Origin of the sequence: Rossellomorea sp. KS-H15a (assembly GCF_024195245.1) — a bacterium.
In the GTDB taxonomy this organism is placed as follows: Bacteria; Bacillota; Bacilli; order Bacillales; family Bacillaceae_B; genus Rossellomorea; species Rossellomorea vietnamensis.
Genome location: NZ_CP096886.1, coordinates 2,496,350 through 2,516,114, shown reverse-complemented (window position 1 = coordinate 2,516,114; position 19,765 = coordinate 2,496,350). Strand labels below are relative to the sequence as shown.

The window sequence follows — 19,765 nt, the reverse complement described above, 5'->3', positions numbered from 1 at the left end:
AGGTATCATAGGCACTCCGCGAAATTTGTAGAATGATTTGTCTAAATATTATAAAAATTAAGATTTTAATCGACAAAGTTCACATTTCTCTCCTTTAACTTATTTTTCATCCACAAAAAAACAGCCTTCTCAAATGAAAAGGCTGTTTCTTCGATTAACGGTATGAATTGACTGATTTCATTTTCAATGACTGCTGTCTTTCCGGTCTGTACTTTACTACTTGTCCAATAAACCAGACCAATACGGCTGTCCAGATGATGACACCAAAAACCATGGAGGTTGAATAGGAAAGACCGAACCCTTCCGGTGCATAAAAAATATACGAACCTACCACTCCTGTCATAAACAGTGCGGGAAGGCTGCAAATCCAGTGAAATCTTGCTTTCTGCAATAAATAGATGGAAGCGGTCCAAAGCATGACCGTCGCAACTACTTGATTCGACCAGCCCACATATCTCCAAAGAAAAGTATAATCGATTTGGGTCAGCAGGAAAGTAGGTACTGCAACAGGGATGACGAGTAACCCTGGAAGCCATTTCCCTTTCATTTCTTTCTTCCTAAAATCGCTCAGTAAATCTGCGAGCATCATACGTGACGATCTGAGGGCGGTATCCCCTGTCGTCACCGGGAGGATGATGACACCAAGGACGGCCAGTATCCCGCCGAGAGTCCCAAGTGTCGTTTTGCTGATCTCATTAACCACCCCTGCAGGTCCTCCTGAAGCGAGTGCTTCTTGCAAACCGGCTGTTCCATTAAAGAATGCCATCCCTGCAGCAGCCCAGATAAGCGCTATGATTCCTTCAGCAACCATCGCCCCATAAAATACTTTCCGACCTTCGCTCTCCCGTTTCAGAGTCCTTGCAAGAATCGGACTTTGAGTGGAATGGAAGCCGGAAATGGCTCCGCATGACACAGTGACCATTAAGAGAGGCCATAAAGGCAGGTCGCCTGGATGCATGTTCTCAAATGTTAAATTCGGGACCGGGTGTTCAAAGAAGAATAATCCGATTCCGATTGCTACCGCCATAAATATAAGTATCGCACCGAAAATCGGATAAATCCTACCGATGATTTTATTGATCGGTAAAACTGTTGCAATCAGAAAATATGTAAAGATCATAACCAGAGAGGTCATAAAGTTAAGTGGCGTCACCTCTGCCATAAGTTGCGCCGGGCCAGATGTAAAGGCTGCCGCTACAAGGATCATTAACACGATGGACAAAATGTTCATGACGGACTGAACGGGTTTCCCTAAATATTTCCCTACGATTGTCGGGAACTGTGCCCCATTATGTCTGAGAGAAAGCATCCCGGAAAAATAATCATGTACGGCTCCAGCGAACAATGTTCCTATCACAATCCACAGAAATGCGACAGGACCGTATAAAGCACCCAGGATCGCACCGAAGATCGGACCCAATCCCGCAATGTTCAAGAGTTGTACGAGACTTGCTTTCCACCAGCTCATGGGCATATAATCCAAGCCGTCTTTTTTTGCATATGCAGGTGTGATATTTGAATCATCCACCCCGAAAATCTTTTCTACCACCTTTGAATAAAAGAAATAACCAACTACCAGAATACAGATGGATGCAAGAAATGTGAGCATCACGATGTCCTCCCTTCACTATTTGAAATTAACGTTTATTCTAATACGAAAAACGACAAATAACAACAGAATTTTCTAAAAACATTATTTTTTCAGAATATAAAATCATAAGTAGATTCAGATAAAGCCTATTAAACCAACAGTGAAACCGTGTACAATTTATAAAAAATTTTTTCAATATAGCAAAAACGCACTCCCACTTGGGAATGCGCCTCATCGGATTCTATATTTTTGTTTTAACAAAATTCTCGTGAGCCTTCAAGAAATCCTTATTATTTCGTTCAGTAGCGATCTCCAAAGGAGATTGGGTATCTTCTGATTGGTTGGCTCGATCGTCTCCATAAGCCAGTAGCAATGACACGATCTCTGCAGAACCATCGAATGCAGCAATATGTAATGGTGTATGGCCGGATGAATCACTCTGATTTACATTCGCTCCCTGATCAAGCAGGAATTCCACTAATTCTTTTGACGCTTTACCGGCAATTCCTGCATGTAATGCTGTGTTGGATGGAATATACGCTACCTTTGAATTGGAAACGGAATTAATATCTGCTCCAAAATTCAGAAGAATCTCCACAATTTCCTTTTGATCAAAATGTGACGCCACCCCGAGAGCAGTTAGACCTTGTTCATTCTCTGCATTACAAAGATTTGTATCATTTCTTAACGTTTGTTCGACTACCGCTTTATCGCCCGTTTCGATTGCCTCAAAAAACTCTTCAATTGTAAAGGATGTCACTTGACTTCACCTCGTTTTTTCATAATTACAAATATTCTACCAATTAATTATGATAAAAGATAGGGATGATTGCCAAAATAGGCACTCATCCCCAGGAATGGCTACTGATCCAATTTTAATTTTGCCAATGCATCAGCTAATGCTGTATTGACCGGCTCTTCCTTCTGTTGTGTTTTTAAATATTTATTCACATCCCTTTTTGTCGCTTTACTATTCTTTTCTTTTTTTCTTCTATCATTGAATGTCGATAACTTTTCTCTATGTCCACAAGCACAAGTGAATGTCTGGCCTTCCCCTTCTCCTCTTAAGTCCAGGCGTTTATGGCAATTCGGACACCGGGCATTCGTTTTCTTGCTGATATTTTTCCTGTGACCACATTCCCTGTCCTGGCAAACCAGTTTCTTTCCATGCTTATTCTTAATTTCCAACATTAAATTCCCACAGTCCGGACATTTGGTACCTGTCAGGTTATCATGGGTGAATTTTTGAGTTGAATGTTTGATTTCACTGACGGACTTCTTCGTATAATCCTTGATTTCTTTCAGAAATTCCTGCTTTTTCAGGGAGCCGTTGGCGATTTTTTCAAGCTTTTGCTCCCACACCGCTGTCAAGGTAGGTGACCTGAGATCCAGAGGTGCAAGTTCCAATAGTTGCTTCCCTTTGGAAGTTATATGAATATCTTTTCCTTTTGACTCTATTACCCCTGAATTGAAGAGTTTTTCAATAATATCTGCCCTTGTTGCGACAGTCCCAAGGCCGCCTGCCTCAGAAATGGTAGCGAGCAGGTCTTTATTGCTTTCTTTCATGAACTTCTTAGGGTTCTCCATGGCAGACAACAGTGTTCCCTCATTAAATCTTCCTGGAGGATTGGTTTGTCCTTCCGTTTCTTTGATTGACAGAACCGGATAGGCAGTCCCTTCTTCCATTCTGGAAAGTAGTTGGTCCGCTTCTGTGTTGTGATCATAGAGTTCTTTCCATCCGGAGTCTACAATCCGCTTCCCTTTTGTTTGAAATGTTTCTGACCCGATTGAGGCATCTACAGTCGTTTGTTCGTATTGATAGGGAGGAAGGAATACGGCTAGGAAACGCTTGACGATCAAATCATATATTTTTATTTCCCTGTCCTGCAGCTTCTGAATAAAAGGTGTTTCTTCCGTAGGGATGATCGCATGGTGATCTGTCACCTTTTGATCATCTACATAAGCTTTTGACAATTGCACCGAGCCCTGTAACGCCCTGTGGGCCATCTTTCGGTATGGTTGAACGTTCACCGCTTTCAATCTGTCCTTGAGTGTTGAAACCATATCACTTGATAAATGTTTACTATCTGTCCTTGGATACGTCACCAATTTATGCTGCTCATACAATTTCTGCATGATAGAAAGCGTTTCTTTAGCAGAAAATCCAAAGATCTTATGGGCATCTCTTTGTAATTCAGTCAAATCATAAAGGGAAGGTGCAACATTTTTCTTCAATGTTTTCTTCACAGACTGAATGACGATTTCCTTCCTGTCTTTTAATGACTCCATAATTGAAGTGATTTCTTCTTTGGAGAACGTTCTCGTATCATTGTTTTTCCTGTTGGACCACACAAAGGTCCCTTTATCCGTCACAGCTTGTATTCCGTAAAAAGGTCTGGGGGTGAAATTCTTTATTTCCTCCTCTCGCTGCGCAATGATACTTATCGTCGGTGTTTGTACACGTCCGCAGGACAATTGGGCATTGTGCTTGGTGGTCAAGGCTCTTGTTGCATTCATCCCCACGTACCAATCAGCTTCGGATCGTGCCTCGGCAGCAGCATATAAATTTTCGAAGCTTTTCGCATCTTTCAGTCTTTTGAATCCATCCTTGATGGCCTTATCGGTGACAGATGAAATCCATAACCGTTTTAACGGCTTATTCACCCGGGCTTTTTCAATGATCCAACGGGCGACAAGCTCCCCTTCACGACCAGCATCGGTGGCAATGACGATCTCTTTTACATCAGGGCGGTTCATTTGCGCTTTGACCGTGCTGAATTGTTTTCCTGTTTTCTTAATCACGACAAGATTAAGGGACGGTGGGAGCATGGGAAGATCCTCGAGCTTCCATGATTTATATCGATCGTCATAGCTTTCAGGTTCTGCAAGGGTCACCAGGTGTCCAAGAGCCCAAGTGACGATATAATCATTCCCTTCCAAGAATCCATTTCCACTTTTCGTACATTGAAGTACTCTGGCAATATCTCTACCGACAGAAGGTTTTTCTGCCAGGACCAAAATCTTTTTCATGTAAAAAATCCTTTCATTACTGGGTCTATATTTTCTATATCTTTTCTATTTTAACATACAATAAATAGAGTAGTGCATTTTGGTTCACGCCATTAGGGAGATTGTACTATACTTATACATGGTCGATTTTAATAAAGGAGCTAATGAATTTTGCAACATGACAAACACAAAGGCTCCATTCTTCCGAGAGAAGCCTGGGGCCTCTTCATCATCCTATTAATCAGTTTATTATCAAGGGGGTTGGGCATTCTTTTTCCACTGATCGGCAGCTTGTTATTTGCGATCTTGATCGGGGCTATCCTCCAAAACACAATAAAACTCCCAAAAGCTTTCGATCCGGGAATACAGTTTACTTTGAAGGTTCTATTGAAAGTGGCTATCGTTTTTCTGGGTGTCGGATTGAGCCTTTATGATATCCTCCATATCGGTCAAAGAGCTCTATGGGTGATATTTTTCTCTGTTACCATAGGCATTTCAGTAACTTATGTTGTCGGGAAATGGCTCCGTATCGATAAAAGGTTGAGCTTATTGATCGGGATCGGTACCAGCATATGTGGAGCCACAGCGATCTCAGCCGTTAAAGGGATCGTCGGCGCTAAAGAGGATGAAACCGCTTATGCATTATCCACGATCGTCTTCTTTAATTTAATTGCATTTGTTACGTATCCCATCATCGGTCAACTTCTCGACATGTCTGATCTATCGTTTGGGATCTGGGCGGGTACCGCCGTACATGATACTTCTTCGGCGGTTGCCGTTGGTTATGCATATGGAGACGAAGCAGGTGAAGTTGCGACGACGGTGAAGCTTGCCAGAACATTATTCCTGATTCCTGTGATGTTCATCCTTCCGTTTATCTTAAGGAAGAAAAGCACAAAGGGAGCTCATTATAAGAAGGCCTTTCCGTGGTTCATATTTTTGTTCCTTGCGGTGTCACTGCTCCATACGTTTGGATTGATTCCAATGACCATGGAGTCATACCTGAAGAGTTCGTCCAAGTTCATGATCATCATGGTGATGACGGCTGTGGGTCTTCAAGTAAAAGGAAAAGATATCATCCGTCTGGGAATTAAACCTCTCCTGACGGGATTGATCGCTTCTATCACATGCGCTGTCATCAGTTTATTGCTTATCCTCTAAGCGAAAACAGTAACGACATTTCCATAAAAAAAGAGCATCTGCACAGATGCCCGTTGGTTCATATCCATTTTCCGACTGCTTACGTGCTAAGAAGAAAAAACTAGGAAGAGGCCGTCTTCCTAGTCTATTTTATTCTTCGTCGCCTTCTAAGAAGTCTGGATCTAACTCTTCAAATTCTTCATCATCCAAGTCGCAATCCCAGTCTTCATCGTCACAACCTTCAGGATTCACTAGGACACATACTTTCGTTTCTCCGATAACTTCCACCAGGAATTCACGTTCGACGTGAACGATGATTTTGTTACCGTTCGGTGAAATGACCGCTTCGCAGCAATTTGGCTGTTGCAGTACTCTCGCACATACTTCAATGTCATCTAAGCAGTCTGGATCACGGTATTTTAATTTAATGCAATCTGTATATTCTACTCTCTCGGTTACAACCGAAGTTTTCGTGTTGTCACTGTGGGAGTACCATACGTTGATTTCGTAAAAACCGTGAACTTCGACCTTCTTGCCGACTTTGTGTGCTTCATACTGATGGTTAATGATCCAGCAGCCTAAAATGCTCGATGGATTATGCGGTGGGCAAATCGTATGATGAGACTGTGTAAATTTACGTCCCTTCGCTACGACCGCTTTAGTGATAATCTCTCTATATTCTGCCATTCGAGCGAACCTCCTCATTCATTTTCAATTCATCTTATGCGACTATCTAGGTGTTTGTGCGAGTAAATTTTATTACATAATGGGATTGTTGCTTAGATAATGTATTGTATGCGAATCCCAAATGAATGTTCCGGAATGCGCTTGACGGGAATGGTGAAATAACAAACAAAAAAAACGATCTATACAGGAAAGGGAGATCCCTTTCCTGTATAGATCGTTATGACCTGAAATCGTCTTGCATTTACTATGATTCCTGAATCAGGAACAGCTGCCAGGGGCTGAATTTTTCACATGTGACCCTGTTTCCCCACGGAGTAAGTCACCACCCGTAGTTTCGATGATATGATCTGTCACATTATTTGAAATCACAGATGCAACGATTTGGAGTAAATCATTCACATCCGTTTGGGATTCCTTAAATTGTTGAACAACCGGAATCTCATCGATTTCCTTTTCAAGGTTTTCAATTTTCGCCTCAACCATTTTCAGGGCTTCGATTTTCCCGTAGTGTTGGAAGTTAACGGCTTGTTTTTGTAAACTCTTGATACTTGCGATCATTTCACGGACTTTTTGATTTTCATGGATCTGTGCTTCCGCCCGCTTGAAGAAATCCACTTCTTCCGTTTCAGCAATCATCGTTGCCAGCTCTTCTGCGCGTTTCATAATATCGTCTTTTGTATACTTTGCCATATTATTTCACCTCTACTGCTTCCTGGAATTCTGTTCCGATTTGGCCTTCTCCTACCATTTCCCCATCCAATGACCAGGACTTGGCATCTGTGATCTTCACTTTCACTATTTTCCCAATGGCTGTCTTAGGAGCCTTGAAGTTTACGAGCTTACTGCGTCTTGTGTAGCCTGCCAGAATGTCAGGATTTTTCTTGCTTTCCCCATCCACAAGTACTTCAACGATTCGACCCGTATATTTCTTCATCGCTTCAGCAGAATACTCTTTCACCACTGCATTCAGCCTTTGAAGGCGTTCTTTCTTCACTTCCATCGGCACGTTGTCATTCATCTTCGCTGCAGGGGTACCTTCCCGTGGAGAGTAGATGTAAGTATATGCTGATTCAAAGCCAACTTCCTTATATAAAGAAAGGGTTTCTTCAAATTGTTCATTGGTCTCATTGGGATAGCCAACGATAATATCTGTCGTAAGCGCCACGTCCGGCATGGCTTTTTTAATTTTACCCACTAATTCCAGGAATTGTTCCCTTGTATACTTTCGTGCCATGATTTTCAGGACATCTGTCGAACCTGATTGAACAGGTAAATGAATGTGCTCGACCAGATTTCCTTTCTTGGCAAGAACTTCGATTAAGTGATCATCGAAATCCCTTGGATGACTGGTAGTGAACCGGATACGTGGAATATCCACCTTACGAAGATCATCCATTAAGTCTCCCAACCCATACTGAAGGTCTTCGATATCCTTACCGTATGCGTTGACGTTTTGACCGAGAAGAGTGATTTCCTGGTACCCTTGTGCAGCCAGATGGCGGACTTCCTGAATGATTTCTTCAGGACGGCGGCTTCTTTCTTTCCCTCGTGTATACGGCACGATACAGTATGTACAGAACTTGTCACATCCGTACATGATATTGACCCATGCCTTGATATTGCCACGGCGGACCTTCGGAAGGTTCTCAATGACGTCCCCTTCTTTCGACCAGACCTCAACGACCATCGCCTTGGACATATAAGCATCTGATAATATTTGAGGAAGACGATGAATATTATGCGTTCCAAAGATCATGTCCACCTGTTGATAGGTTTTCAGGATTTTGTTGACAACCGATTCTTCCTGGGACATACATCCGCATACACCAATTAATAGATCAGGCTTTTCCCGTTTTAAATGTTTTAGGTGTCCTAATTCGCCGAACACCTTATTCTCAGCATTTTCACGAATGGCACAGGTATTCAATAGGATGACATCCGCATCATCTGTCGAATTCGTTGCTTCATAGCCGAGTGCCATGAAGATCCCTGCCATCACTTCTGTATCATGTTCATTCATTTGACAACCATAGGTACGGATATAGAATTTCTTTCCTTCCCCGAGTCCTCTATATTGATCATCGATTGTAAAGTCATTATGGTATTTTATTTCTTCTTTCCCACGCTTCTTGGCATCTTTTAACGACGGCGGGATATAGACACTTTCAAAGTACTTGCTGTAATCCTTATCAGATTTTTGGTCTGGTGGTGATACAGACTTCGATTGTTGTCCATGTTTTCGCTGTTCTTCGTTCATGAATAATCCCCTTTCTACCTCTATAACCAAACCGTTTTCTTCTATATATAAAGCCGGCCGAATTAACAGGATAAACATTGTTGCACATTACTATAGTATAAAGGTTTTCAACCTTACATACAATAGAGTCGCTTAAGTGTTGAAAAATGTTTTCATTCCTATCATAGCTACTGATTGTATCGTTTCATTACATATATTTACTCCTTTCAGCCACTCAGGGAAACACATTCTTCTATCAAATCCTATACACTAATTAACTACCAAATATGTACCTGAAATCTATTTTTATCACTTTAGGCTAGAGGCTCAATCGAATATTCCCTTGTGAACGTATGATAATTAGTAGTAAATTGTAAAGGAGTGTTAAATAATGAGTTATAGTAAGAAATCAAATGCTCAGGACACCTATTTCCATGAAGATTATCAAATGCACAAATGCCATGACTCCCGTTCCAGGCATTATAATCATTGTGTTGAAGACGTTTTAGAAGCAATCCTTGAAGCTCAGAAAAAAGTAAAAAAAGATCATGGTTGTGATACTTCATGTAAAAAGTCGATTGAGGATTTACTTTGTGAAAAAAAGAAACACAAAAAAAATACCATCCCTTTCATTTTATATTGTGGTTGCGAGCCATTTAAGGGCACTGGTGTCACTACCTATCATTGTCATTCGAAAAAGAAAAAAACCTTCAAGTGCATCGAGACCTACGTCTTTAAGTTAATAGACCTTGATCATAAATGTGCGACTCTTGAATTACTAACATTTAAATCCGACCACCACAAAGGCGATTCCCATTCTCATCATGAAAGTAAATGCGCACTTTCTTCACCTTGTAAACAGATCGACCACAAAAGTGTGGATGATTTGATGGGAACCGGTATTTGTATAACTGTAGACTTGTCTTGTTTCTGTGCTATTACCTGCCTGCCTGCCGTTCATTTATAGATACATCCCCAATGAAAAAAGGTGAACGAAAGTCGTTCACCTTTTTCATCCTCCAAAAGCTTCAAGCAAATCGTCAATTTCTTTCATTCCAACGGAAGTATGATCCTGCTCTTTTGGACTTTTGACGGTGTATTCGTTCAAGTACTTGGAGGAATCATTTCCATTTTGAAGCAGCAGTCTCTTTAATTCCAATAATTCTTCTAATATGGCATGTTCGGATTGTCTATGAACTTGAACCGTTTTAACGTGGTGCAGGTAATCATCCAGTGCAGAAAAAACAAGATGAATCAATGTATTATTTTTTGCATGATAGGCGACTTGCTCTACAACCTTTGAAGTGATGGCTTTCGTTTCACCGGTTTTAACATTTACGAAGCTCTCGGGGATCGTTAGAATTGTATCCTGAAAGTAATCTGCATATTTTTTAGGCATATTCATCACCCTTTAGCTTTTTGTATATTCAATGTGCGCAGGATTATTTTTTAGTTGATTCAATTTTGCAAGGATCATTAATCCTGATACATTTAATCTTTCCATATTTTGCGGGAAGAATAATTCAATAGGGCGTCCTCTTTCTGCCCATTTCACGGCCGCTTCCCTGATATGGGATTCGGCTATTTTTGCGGCACCGCCAACTGCAATGTATTTGACCGCCCCTTTGATTTCATTTGAGCTGTTCCTGACCCGATCGAAATGTTCCAAGTATTTAATGGCCAATGATTTTAACTGAGGAATGATATATTTACTTATATCTTTTTTCACACCGGCGAATGGTTCTACATACCACTCGGATTGACCTGCGACCAGTTTCTCCTCCAGCTCAGACCTCGAGTCGAACTTGTATAGCTCATACTTACTAACCTTTTGTATGATATGATCTAAAAACTGGTTGATCCCGAAAGGCTCTCCCTCAATGGAGGCTACAGGCTTATTGTGTTTGATCCCTACAAAATCCACTGAATCCCCTCCCAGATCACCGATTAGGATCCCTTTGGCAGAGTCCTGTAAGAGAGATTCATCTTTAACCCCCAGTGTCTCACTATCCCGTGTTAACGCCAGGTATGCACAGGCTCCTTCAGCCCCGATAATGACATCTTTAATCTGAAGTCTTACAATGATTTCTTTGGGGGCAATCATTCCAGGAACCTTGTGTAGATATACTGTATGGGTTCCGATTAAACGTCTTTTTAACGTATCTTTCCGCTCTTTATACTGAGTGGTCGGCAGGGAGACCGCCAATTGATCGATCTCAAAGGATAGATCTGTATCAAAATGGCTGCTCATTACAGCATGATGGGCCAACATACCAAATAAAAGGGTGTACGTACGGTCTTCATCTACCTTCTGATTATTAAAGGATGTCAAACTCACATTTCGCTGTCTGGCCGCCGCCTTACCGATATAATATGGATCCCTTTTTTCATGAAGAGCTGAACTGTTCACTTCCACAATCAAATTGTCTTGTAGCAAAACATCCTCGTCGTCGTAAGGTCTCTCATAAAATTCTTCATCAAATAACGCAATTGCATTCGGCATGGAATACTCTTTCACTTCACCTTGAGTCGATACAATGGCTTTATAAAAGCTGTTCCCTAAGTCCACAGCTGCAAAATTATGCCTATCCATTACATCCTCCTCCTTCCCTTAAGCTTATGCCGGGATAGAAAACATCTGTGCACGTACCCAGTCATAAATTTTCCCGGGGTGTAACGTAATATGGATAAATTTCCGCTAATCCTTTTTCTCTATTAAATTTCCACTCTTATACTGATTCATATATCCACTCTTAATAGATTCTGTCAGCATACTATAAAGTGTAGTTTAAATATTGTTTATTAAATAGGAGGAAAAAAAATGAGTGATTATAATAAGAATAAAAATTGTGTGAACGTAGACAAGTCTGCTTCACTCGATCACTGCGACAACACAACAGTCGATCCCATTCTAACCCCGGCAGGTGAAAGAATTGTCCATGTTCCAGTAGATTTAGGAGTATATCGTGTATCAAGTAACCTTGAAGCACACATTAAATTCCCAGAGCCTGTAATGGAAATCAAAGATGTAAAAAAGAAAGTCGAAATCGTACAATGCCGTTTAATGACGATTCCAACAAGCGATGGCGACTTCAGTGAAGAAGGTGCACAATTTCCTCTTCTATTATCAGGGTATGTGCGCAAGAACATTCAATATGCTACACCATGCGGAGGATCTGGATTCGATGGATCCTGTATATCTTCTGACATTAAATCATTAACGGTCCGCGTGCCTTTTAAATGCATGACAACGATCACACTGGATTCTCCAGTCCAGCTCCCAAGAACGAATAACCGTCAGGAATTTGACTTCTTCAGAGCTCAAGACTTAGGGACAGGCTATCCAGAGAAGGATCAATATTTATCAAATGATATTTCCCAATTCCATCAATACAGCAATCAATACTACAATCAACTTCCTTATTGTGAATTGCTTTCAAGCAGCATTTTGGAGTGGGATGAATCAACAGATCGTGTATCCGAAGGTCCTGTAGGTGAAGGATATTTCTACAATATGCTAGAAAAAATGTCCCTCAACTTTACCATTAAAGTATTACAAAAACAGCAAATCCGTCTTACTGCAGAATAAGCAGTAACCTACCATCATCAGCACTCCCCCTACTGTTATCGATAACAGAAGGGGGGGTGCATTTTCTTTCTGTACAATATTCTCATCAGTATTTGTGGCAGGCTTTCCATAATTAGTCTCTATACATATAGGCTCAGGCCCAAACAACTATCATTCTAAATCATAAGATGGCATTATCTTGCTTTAGGAGGCACCTTATGTTTGATAATCATAATAAAATGTCCGATTGTCATGCAACGTCAAATACGCATGATTGTAAAAACCATTGTCACCACCCAAAAGTCAGTATCGGAAAAATCGTGACCAAGGTACCTGTCGTATTGGCTGAACTGACCCTACAGGTAAATGTAGATGCAACGATTACCTTTCCAGAGGCCGTTCTGGAAATTAAGGATATTAAAAAGACAATAAAATTAACACAGTGCAGACTGCTTCTTCCTTCTAATAAACTTTTTGTAAAAGGGTTTGTACGAAAAAACATCCAATATGCAAGCCCTTGTAAAGAAATTGAAGAAACATCCCTTTCTTCTATTGCGTCAGATCTACACTCATACACTGTGGATATACCTTTTCAATGTGTAACAGACATTAAGCATTTCTTATCCATGCCGGTCATGCCGGAAGTGAATAACCGTCAGGAATTTGATTTCCTCATTTCAAAACCGCTGCCTTCCGGGTATCCGGAAAAAGATGAACTACAAACCCATGATTTATCTCAATTCCATCAGGAAAGCCATCAATTCTATAATGAAATCCCTTATTGCGAGTTAGTTTCTAGTAAAATCATCGAGTGGGATGAAGCAATCGACCGGTGTCCACTCCCCCATTCCGGTCCAATTGGAGAAGGCTACTTCCGTACAATCGAAGAGAAAATGGTCATAGATATATGTGTAAAAGTCCTACAGAATCAACAAATACGGGTTACCTCCACCACGAATGATGATTGCGAATGAACATGACTATTCAATCATTTTTAGAGAGGAGGTAAATGATTAGGTGTGATGTTAAAGCGCACCGATATCACCATGATTATGAGAGAAGACAATAATGATATAGAAAGCTATTTTCTGAATAAAATGAATGAAAATGAAAAAAACAGCCGAAAATCTCCATCATTTTCTTTATTTAACCTTACTCAGAAGCAAGATCTTTCCTTACAAGATCATGTGACGAATAAAAAAAGTCCCATAAAAGATACCGACCTGCCAAAGGGATCTCAGGAAAAAATTCATTCCCACCCGACGTTTTTCCCTCCACCTAAGGTGATGGATATGGCGGTAAACCAAGAAAATAAACTGAGCAAAATCGATGTTTCAGCTGATGAGCAGGAACAAGGGGACTTGAAGTCCGATAAAACTGTAAAGGAAATATCTGAAACCCTGAACAATACCGCCCCTTCGAATTCAAATGAAAAGAATAAGATCGAGCCCTCCGTGGAGGAAGAAGTTCTTATTGAAGGTTCTGAAGCAGGAAATGAACCTGTATCGATCCGGGAAGAGATATTCATGATGCTGGAGGAAGAGCTGGAGGAACAACGAAATCTCTATCAAGACCAAGAAAACCATCACGAACGAAATCAGAATCCCACCGATGCTTCTCCTCCTGCACTTGAAGAAGAAATGCTTTATTCGGATCATGAATTTGATCATAATGGAAATCACCTACCTTCATTTAGTCATTACTTAGAAACAATATATTGTGAAAATAAATCAAGTCCGCTGACAAGTAAGCAGACTGATTTCGTTCATTGCATTGGTTCCTTAACCTCGGTTCTCAAAAAAATTTCCACAGAGCGGGAAACGTTCATGGAGCATGAAGAGGATATCAGGGACGATAAACATGAACATCAAGAGGAGACCGATGAAGTCAAGCATGCACCTCAAGAAGATATCGAGGAAACCGAACCCCAACACCCAAGTCTGACGGCATTAAAAGAGCGTTTCGAAAATGAACTATTTTCAGAAGATCAACACCTGGAAAGTGGCACTGAAACCACTGTACCCGACTCTCGCTCTTTAACTGTAAAGATTCCCGTTGTACTGTCCACTTTGCAGATTGAGGTCGCCATCTTGGAAGACGTTGAATTACCGTTTCCAATTGAACATATACTCTCTATAAATTGGTCTATCCAATCTCTAAAAACGAATATTCCCATTCCTGCTGGAGTTGTGTTTGTGAAAGGGACGCTTGTTGCTTCGATTCAATTTGTAGATCCAGGAGAAACAGCTTCTATACACTCTATCAAAATTCCGATTCAATGGGATCGCACCATTCCCAGTCGTTGGATACTTCCGCCTACTATCCCTGTGAGTGAGAAGAGAGAATACACATTCCTGGCAGAAAACACCCAAGAACCAAGCACTCATCATGAATGTCATCATTCCTTCTGTGAACCAATTGAACATTTTCTACAAGATTTCACGTTTATCAGTCACCATGAATCCTTTAAGCAGAATGGCCAGTCAACTTTAAAGATTCAAGGTTGTTTACAGGTAAGCCTTCATTTAACACAAGAACAATTTGTGCACGTTTAGTCAGATGATCTGGTTCAATGATATGTAAAAAGAGGAAGGGGTTCACCTTCAAGGTGAACCCCTTTTCAACTCGTCACTCTGCCCTCTCACAGTTATCTTCATAATCTCTTACAATGCCTTTCAAGAAAGCATGCTCCATCATTTAGTCATTATTGTTGGATGATATTTCTGAAACGATTATAGACTACTTCTGGACCTTGCTCTTCTCCTCCACCTGTATCCCCGTCTCCAGCCATTTGCTGTTTCTTCTGAGTTAATTTGATTAGAAGATTGATGTCCATTTTTTCTGTAATTTTATTAAATCGTCCCCAATTGTCAAAGTTCTCGGTAATATCCCACTGATTAACAGCAGAAGCAAGAAGCTTGCAATTGATCGGCTCATTATTGATTTCAAACGTCAATGATCCAAATTCGCAGCGGTTAGCTCCCATTCCGTCTTTGGCAAGTTCTCTTCTTTGCAACACATTCTTCTTAATGCTGAAGTCAATTCCGAACGGATTGTTGACAGGGGTAGCCAGTCTCACTCGATCATACGCTTTAAAAGGAATGTCAACACTATAATCCTTTACTACTCCATAGGAACCTTCTACATATTGAATGTTCTTATGGACAATCCCTTCTACAAATAATTTCACGTAATCCGGAAACCCTGGTACAGGAATTGCTTTACATTGTGTGAGCGAGACGTTTTTCTCGATGTTTTTAATGGCACTAGCATAAGTTGGCAGATAAATATCCGCTTCTGTTAAAGATTGAAGAAATACATCTCCAAGAACAACTGTTACTTCTTCTAAATCAAGCTCCGGTACGAATGTTTCTGTAAATAAGCTTTTTGATTTTGCTTTATCGCTTGATGGTTGTGGAGGGCATCCGTGATGACCAAATCCGCAGCCTGTATTCTTTTTCATATCCATTCACTCCTGATAGTCATAAATTAATCAATGGAAAAGGCCATAGTTGTAATAAAAACAGTGAGGATTCCTTTTCTATTGACTTACTATAATCTATGAATTTTTTGAAGAAATGAGTGGACGACTGTCGGTAGGCTTAAACATATTTCTAGCACTCCTTCTAGTAATCTATGAAACATGTTATGAACTCATACACAGTAAGCTATTAATCAATCTAGACAGCTTGGGTACTTGTAACGTTTAGCCAATTGGGTCCATACAATAGAGTAAAAGTCTTTAGGAGGAGATTATCATAAGGGAGGATGCGAAATTACCACCGATGTACACCATTTCCGATCAAGAGATCCTCTATTTGAAATCTGAGATCGAGAACTTGAATAAAACGATCCGAACTTTGAAAAGCAGTTATTTGTATGCTGAAAATGAGTACCATAAGGAACAACTTCAGAAGGCGCAGGAGGAATTAACGCTTGCTTACCGCCGGATCGATGAGAACGACACCGTTGAGAGGGAACTTATAAAAGACCGAAACCTGTTTAAAGAAGGCAAAGAGAAGCTGGAAAGTCAGGTAAGGGCACTTCATGACGCCCTACACGGCAAGGATGAGCTGTTGCAGCAGTCGCAAGTGAGCCAAAATGACCTTCAACAGGAACTCCTTTCCATCAAGCTTGAAAAAAAACAATTATCTCATAAAATAACGGAAATCGAGAAGGAGCAACGAGATCTCTTCAGTAAAAATCAATCCCTATTGGAGGAAAACATCCTGCACCTAAGAAAAATAGACAGCTTAAACAGTGAACTGCAAGGAAAAAAACTTCATATTTCAGATTTAAACTCAGCTCTGGCCCATTCAGAAGATACGAAAAAAGAAATATTCTTTAACCTGATAGCTAAAACCGAAGAGTTGGAAAAGGCCTTGTCAGAAAGGAAACATACCCTTGATTCATTGCAATTTGCAAAGGAGCAACTAATTCAAGCAGAAAAGCAAAAGATGGAGTATATTAAAACATTCATCAGTCAATATCAAAAACATTTTGAAGAAAATGAATGGTGGCTTTCCTCCCAATTTGCTGATATCGATCAACGTACCAAACTGCAGGATGAACGAATCGAAGCGGTTGAACAAGAACAGGACATTCACTTTACTCTACAGAATGAGGTACTCGAGGGGAAATTTGAGCAAGTGGAGCAAAAGTTTATTGATTTTCTTGAGGAGGTCGACTCTATACGGGAATATAATGTAACCTTGACCCACAGTTTATTAGAGCTCAAACGGCTGGTAGAGAGCCAAAAACGCAGGCAGGCTCCTATCATTACAACACGTCAAACTGCAGAAAAACTCCCAGCTCCGATGGATTATTACTTCATGGAAAATGAAAAGGAATGAAAAGACGATGCCACAGTCGATTCCGTGGCATCGTCTTCTTGTTAAAATGTAATTTTTATCTTGTTATTTGAGCTTAGCTGAAGCTCCTGCTCTTCAAATAGTACAAACCCTAAAATGGTTGAAACTTCCTGTTCCTCAAGAGATTCAATCGTAAATTGCAGCCCCTCCACTGCTATCGTTTCATCAGGGGGGATGAATGATTCCTGAATCGATTCTATCCAGTATTCTCCTGTGGAATAGGCCTTTTCTAACCAATCCTTCCCCATATACTTCCATCCTTGTGCCCCGTTTTGACCTTGCAGGGAAAAGATTTCGCTCATTTCAGGTGGGAGGATCTGTCCTCCTATTTCAATCTTATCAGGCGGGTCCATTCGAAAGCAGATCTTCGGATTCATCAGGTCTACATTTCCTGTGTTCTTTATGAAGAAATCAGCTTTAATGGAATAGCGTTGTGATTTTCGATTGGGTATAACATTGTAATCAAAATATATTTCCGCATTTGGTTTTTTTTCCTGAGCTTTTTGAACTTTACGATTTGCTTTTCGCATTTTGATTTCTTCGTACGTTTTATCATCCATTTGAATATCTTTACCTGGGTTCTTCTGGTCTGTATGACTGCTTGATTCCCCTGTCTGATTCCTTACCGTTTGGAAAAGATGAAGAACATTAAGGTCCAGTAAACTTGGCTTCTGATTTCCAAGTAGTGTTTTAAGCACACAATGGGTTAGTAAAACAGGGCTTTCTTTTAATAGGAATTCCTCATCTTTACATTTAATCGAGCATCTCAGATGGGGAATAGAATGGTGCTCAGGTATTAAATAGTATCCCTTAAAGGGCAGTTCCTTCTTATATATTGAGAGATTTTTCTTTACATTGATGGAATTCAGCCTTTCATTATAACCCACCGAAACAGACTTTCCCTCACCCTGTGAATGACTGGACACTAATTCAACAAACAAATCCCCCTCCCTGATCGTGCCTGTATCACGTTTTGATGAAACGACAATCCCATAAACGGTTAATAAGCCTATCACTTTTTCATTTATTTCATTGTTTATATTTGCATTCTTTGTATTCACTGATAGCCATACTTTCTTTCCATGCAGGGAACTTCTCACTTCCACCCTCTGGGCTTCTTCATCCAGATGAAATTGATGATTATTCTCCGCACAATAAAATTGGATGGCAGCTACGGAATGTGATGGAATCGTACCCCAATCTTGGTTGTTGATTGATAATTTCATGTACAGGCTCACCACCTTTTTCTTGTAGTCTATGTATCTTATGAATACGGGAGTGAAAATATGAACTTCTTAAGCCTCTTCCGCTTTCTTTTCTAGGCAGATGCTTGTTTTATTAAACAGCCCTCTCCCGCTGGCAGATCAACACATAAACTAGTAAAAGCAAGATTGTTAGGTCTTTATAAAGCGAAAATTGAGCCGTAGATCAGATGAATTCTGGTCATCAACTGCTTTATTACATTTATTCTAATTGAAAGGAGAAATTATAATGATATCCCCACACGGAGGTATGCTTGTTGATCAAGTTGTTATAGGGAAAGAACGCGATGAGTTACTTAAAAAGTCATCCACTCTCCCATCAATTACACTCGATTCCTGGGGTCTGTCCGACTTAGTTCTGATCTCAACTGGAGCCTTTAGCCCCTTAACGGGTTTCATGAATCAAAAAGACTATTTACACGTATTGAAAGACATGAGGTTATCGAATGGGTCGGTTTGGAGTTTGCCCATTACACTCCCCGTTCCCAAAAGAGTGAGTAAGTCATTTTCCATCGGGGAAACCGTTTCACTTAAAGGAAAAGATGGGGTGATCTACGGCACATTAGATATTGAAGAAATATATGAATATAGTAAAGAAGCGGAAGCCCTTTTCGTATATAGAACATTGGACAACCTTCATCCTGGGGTTCAAAAGACGTATAAGAAAGAAGACGTGTATGTCTCAGGTCCGGTCAAACTTCTTCGGTTCCCTGCCATTTTCAAAAAAGATTTTCAAACGCCGAAACAGCTTAGAGAGCGATTTAATGAATTGGGTTGGAACACAGTCGTAGCATTTCAAACGCGAAATCCCATTCACAGGGCTCATGAATATCTGCAAAAAACAGCCCTCGAACTAGTCGATGGTCTATTGATACACCCTTTGGTAGGCGACACAAAGCAAGATGATATTCCCGCAGACATTCGTATGAAAAGCTATCGGGTTTTACTCGACGAGTACTATCCCAAAGAGAGAGTCCTTTTATCCACATTCCCTGCTGCCATGAGATATGCCGGACCAAGGGAAGCCTTATTCCACAGTATAGTAAGAAAAAACTTTGGATGCACCCATTTTATTGTTGGCAGGGATCACGCAGGTGTCGGGGATTATTATGGAACGTATGATGCACAGGAAATCTTCAATCAATTTTCAAGAGAAGAGATCGGTATCGAGATATTGAAGTTCGAGCATGCCTTCCATTGTATGAAGTGTGGGGCGATGGCTACTTCAAAAACATGCCCTCATGATGAACTATTTCATATCCACCTTAGCGGTACAAAAGTGCGAAAAATGTTAAGAGACGGAACGATGCCTCCAAAAGAATTTTCCAGGCCAGAAGTGATAGATGTACTTCTTAATGAAATGGGTGAAGGTTCTCAAAGGGAGAGCTGAAGGAGATTACA

The 19,765-nt window shown here is 40.6% G+C and carries 17 protein-coding genes; 7 read left to right on the top strand and 10 right to left on the bottom strand.

Annotation, left to right across the window (positions count from 1 at the left end):
• Window positions 1-154: 154 nt before the first annotated feature.
• From M1J35_RS12810 to M1J35_RS12800, 3 genes are all read right to left on the bottom strand, one after another.
• Entirely contained in the window at window positions 155-1,609 is a 1,455-nt protein-coding gene (locus M1J35_RS12810; RefSeq protein ID WP_254653752.1) for a carbon starvation CstA family protein, read from the bottom strand.
• 223 nt (window positions 1,610-1,832) lie between these two features.
• On the bottom strand, window positions 1,833-2,351 hold the full coding sequence (locus tag M1J35_RS12805; protein ID WP_254651383.1) for an ankyrin repeat domain-containing protein: 519 nt from the start codon (window positions 2,349-2,351) through the stop codon (window positions 1,833-1,835).
• A gap of 101 nt (window positions 2,352-2,452) precedes the next feature.
• Window positions 2,453-4,621, bottom strand: coding sequence for a DNA topoisomerase III (locus tag M1J35_RS12800; RefSeq protein WP_254651382.1), 2,169 nt, complete (start codon window positions 4,619-4,621; stop codon window positions 2,453-2,455).
• Window positions 4,622-4,771: 150 nt separating this feature from the next.
• Here M1J35_RS12800 and M1J35_RS12795 point away from each other — a divergent pair, with 150 nt between their 5' ends.
• A complete protein-coding gene (locus tag M1J35_RS12795) occupies window positions 4,772-5,761 on the top strand; it encodes a YeiH family protein (RefSeq protein ID WP_254651381.1) in 990 nt (329 codons plus the stop codon).
• A 129-nt stretch (window positions 5,762-5,890) separates the two neighbouring features.
• Here the strand turns inward: M1J35_RS12795 and M1J35_RS12790 are convergent, their stop codons facing one another.
• The 3 genes from M1J35_RS12790 to miaB all read right to left on the bottom strand — a co-directional run bounded on the left by M1J35_RS12790 (window position 5,891) and on the right by miaB (window position 8,684).
• A complete protein-coding gene (locus M1J35_RS12790) occupies window positions 5,891-6,427 on the bottom strand; it encodes an outer spore coat protein CotE (protein ID WP_034759992.1) in 537 nt (178 codons plus the stop codon).
• Between the two features lie 258 nt (window positions 6,428-6,685).
• The gene (locus M1J35_RS12785) at window positions 6,686-7,117 is read right to left on the bottom strand and encodes a YlbF/YmcA family competence regulator (RefSeq protein WP_034759994.1); all 432 of its coding nucleotides are present in this window, start codon (window positions 7,115-7,117) and stop codon (window positions 6,686-6,688) included.
• 1 nt (window position 7,118) lies between these two features.
• Complete coding sequence (gene miaB / locus M1J35_RS12780) at window positions 7,119-8,684, bottom strand: tRNA (N6-isopentenyl adenosine(37)-C2)-methylthiotransferase MiaB (RefSeq protein WP_224520198.1); 1,566 nt, start codon at window positions 8,682-8,684, stop codon at window positions 7,119-7,121.
• 370 nt (window positions 8,685-9,054) lie between these two features.
• Here miaB and M1J35_RS12775 point away from each other — a divergent pair, with 370 nt between their 5' ends.
• Window positions 9,055-9,630, top strand: coding sequence for a CotY/CotZ family spore coat protein (locus M1J35_RS12775; protein ID WP_254651380.1), 576 nt, complete (start codon window positions 9,055-9,057; stop codon window positions 9,628-9,630).
• 45 nt (window positions 9,631-9,675) lie between these two features.
• Here the strand turns inward: M1J35_RS12775 and M1J35_RS12770 are convergent, their stop codons facing one another.
• Together M1J35_RS12770 and M1J35_RS12765 are read right to left on the bottom strand one after the other, a co-directional pair.
• The gene (locus M1J35_RS12770; protein WP_254651379.1) at window positions 9,676-10,062 is read right to left on the bottom strand and encodes a hypothetical protein; all 387 of its coding nucleotides are present in this window, start codon (window positions 10,060-10,062) and stop codon (window positions 9,676-9,678) included.
• A gap of 12 nt (window positions 10,063-10,074) precedes the next feature.
• Complete coding sequence (locus M1J35_RS12765) at window positions 10,075-11,256, bottom strand: ParM/StbA family protein (RefSeq protein ID WP_254651378.1); 1,182 nt, start codon at window positions 11,254-11,256, stop codon at window positions 10,075-10,077.
• 228 nt (window positions 11,257-11,484) lie between these two features.
• Between M1J35_RS12765 and M1J35_RS12760 the strand changes: the two genes are divergently transcribed.
• The 3 genes from M1J35_RS12760 (at window position 11,485) to M1J35_RS12750 (ending at window position 14,786) form a co-directional block, all read left to right on the top strand.
• On the top strand, window positions 11,485-12,252 hold the full coding sequence (locus M1J35_RS12760; protein WP_254651377.1) for a CsxC family protein: 768 nt from the start codon (window positions 11,485-11,487) through the stop codon (window positions 12,250-12,252).
• A gap of 197 nt (window positions 12,253-12,449) precedes the next feature.
• Window positions 12,450-13,205, top strand: coding sequence for a CsxC family protein (locus M1J35_RS12755; RefSeq protein ID WP_254651376.1), 756 nt, complete (start codon window positions 12,450-12,452; stop codon window positions 13,203-13,205).
• 78 nt (window positions 13,206-13,283) lie between these two features.
• Window positions 13,284-14,786: a hypothetical protein gene (locus M1J35_RS12750; RefSeq protein ID WP_254651375.1), complete on the top strand. Its 1,503-nt coding sequence runs from the start codon at window positions 13,284-13,286 to the stop codon at window positions 14,784-14,786.
• Between the two features lie 149 nt (window positions 14,787-14,935).
• Here the strand turns inward: M1J35_RS12750 and M1J35_RS12745 are convergent, their stop codons facing one another.
• Window positions 14,936-15,694: a CsxC family protein gene (locus M1J35_RS12745; protein ID WP_254651374.1), complete on the bottom strand. Its 759-nt coding sequence runs from the start codon at window positions 15,692-15,694 to the stop codon at window positions 14,936-14,938.
• 322 nt (window positions 15,695-16,016) lie between these two features.
• On the opposite strand from M1J35_RS12745, the gene M1J35_RS12740 reads away from it, so the two are divergent.
• Window positions 16,017-17,084 (top strand): coiled-coil domain-containing protein, encoded by a 1,068-nt coding sequence (locus M1J35_RS12740; protein ID WP_254651373.1) that lies wholly within the window; start codon window positions 16,017-16,019, stop codon window positions 17,082-17,084.
• Window positions 17,085-17,125: 41 nt separating this feature from the next.
• On the opposite strand, the gene M1J35_RS12735 is transcribed toward M1J35_RS12740, so the two are convergent.
• Complete coding sequence (locus M1J35_RS12735; RefSeq protein ID WP_254651372.1) at window positions 17,126-18,328, bottom strand: hypothetical protein; 1,203 nt, start codon at window positions 18,326-18,328, stop codon at window positions 17,126-17,128.
• A 265-nt stretch (window positions 18,329-18,593) separates the two neighbouring features.
• Between M1J35_RS12735 and sat the strand changes: the two genes are divergently transcribed.
• Window positions 18,594-19,754 (top strand): sulfate adenylyltransferase, encoded by a 1,161-nt coding sequence (sat, locus tag M1J35_RS12730; protein WP_254651371.1) that lies wholly within the window; start codon window positions 18,594-18,596, stop codon window positions 19,752-19,754.
• The last annotated feature ends 11 nt before the right edge of the window (window positions 19,755-19,765 follow it).

What these genes read in the sequence shown, in the direction of transcription:
- M1J35_RS12740 (WP_254651373.1), top strand. Translation starts at nt 16,017, where the DNA reads ATGTACACCATTTCCGATCAAGAGATCCTCTATTTGAAATCTGAGATC.
- M1J35_RS12735 (WP_254651372.1), bottom strand. Translation starts at nt 18,328, where the DNA reads ATGAAATTATCAATCAACAACCAAGATTGGGGTACGATTCCATCACAT.
- M1J35_RS12755 (WP_254651376.1), top strand. Translation starts at nt 12,450, where the DNA reads ATGTTTGATAATCATAATAAAATGTCCGATTGTCATGCAACGTCAAAT.
- M1J35_RS12790 (WP_034759992.1), bottom strand. Translation starts at nt 6,427, where the DNA reads ATGGCAGAATATAGAGAGATTATCACTAAAGCGGTCGTAGCGAAGGGA.
- M1J35_RS12760 (WP_254651377.1), top strand. Translation starts at nt 11,485, where the DNA reads ATGAGTGATTATAATAAGAATAAAAATTGTGTGAACGTAGACAAGTCT.
- M1J35_RS12750 (WP_254651375.1), top strand. Translation starts at nt 13,284, where the DNA reads ATGAGAGAAGACAATAATGATATAGAAAGCTATTTTCTGAATAAAATG.
- M1J35_RS12785 (WP_034759994.1), bottom strand. Translation starts at nt 7,117, where the DNA reads ATGGCAAAGTATACAAAAGACGATATTATGAAACGCGCAGAAGAGCTG.
- M1J35_RS12765 (WP_254651378.1), bottom strand. Translation starts at nt 11,256, where the DNA reads ATGGATAGGCATAATTTTGCAGCTGTGGACTTAGGGAACAGCTTTTAT.
- miaB (WP_224520198.1), bottom strand. Translation starts at nt 8,684, where the DNA reads ATGAACGAAGAACAGCGAAAACATGGACAACAATCGAAGTCTGTATCA.
- M1J35_RS12810 (WP_254653752.1), bottom strand. Translation starts at nt 1,609, where the DNA reads ATGCTCACATTTCTTGCATCCATCTGTATTCTGGTAGTTGGTTATTTC.
- sat (WP_254651371.1), top strand. Translation starts at nt 18,594, where the DNA reads ATGATATCCCCACACGGAGGTATGCTTGTTGATCAAGTTGTTATAGGG.
- M1J35_RS12800 (WP_254651382.1), bottom strand. Translation starts at nt 4,621, where the DNA reads ATGAAAAAGATTTTGGTCCTGGCAGAAAAACCTTCTGTCGGTAGAGAT.
- M1J35_RS12745 (WP_254651374.1), bottom strand. Translation starts at nt 15,694, where the DNA reads ATGAAAAAGAATACAGGCTGCGGATTTGGTCATCACGGATGCCCTCCA.
- M1J35_RS12775 (WP_254651380.1), top strand. Translation starts at nt 9,055, where the DNA reads ATGAGTTATAGTAAGAAATCAAATGCTCAGGACACCTATTTCCATGAA.
- M1J35_RS12770 (WP_254651379.1), bottom strand. Translation starts at nt 10,062, where the DNA reads ATGCCTAAAAAATATGCAGATTACTTTCAGGATACAATTCTAACGATC.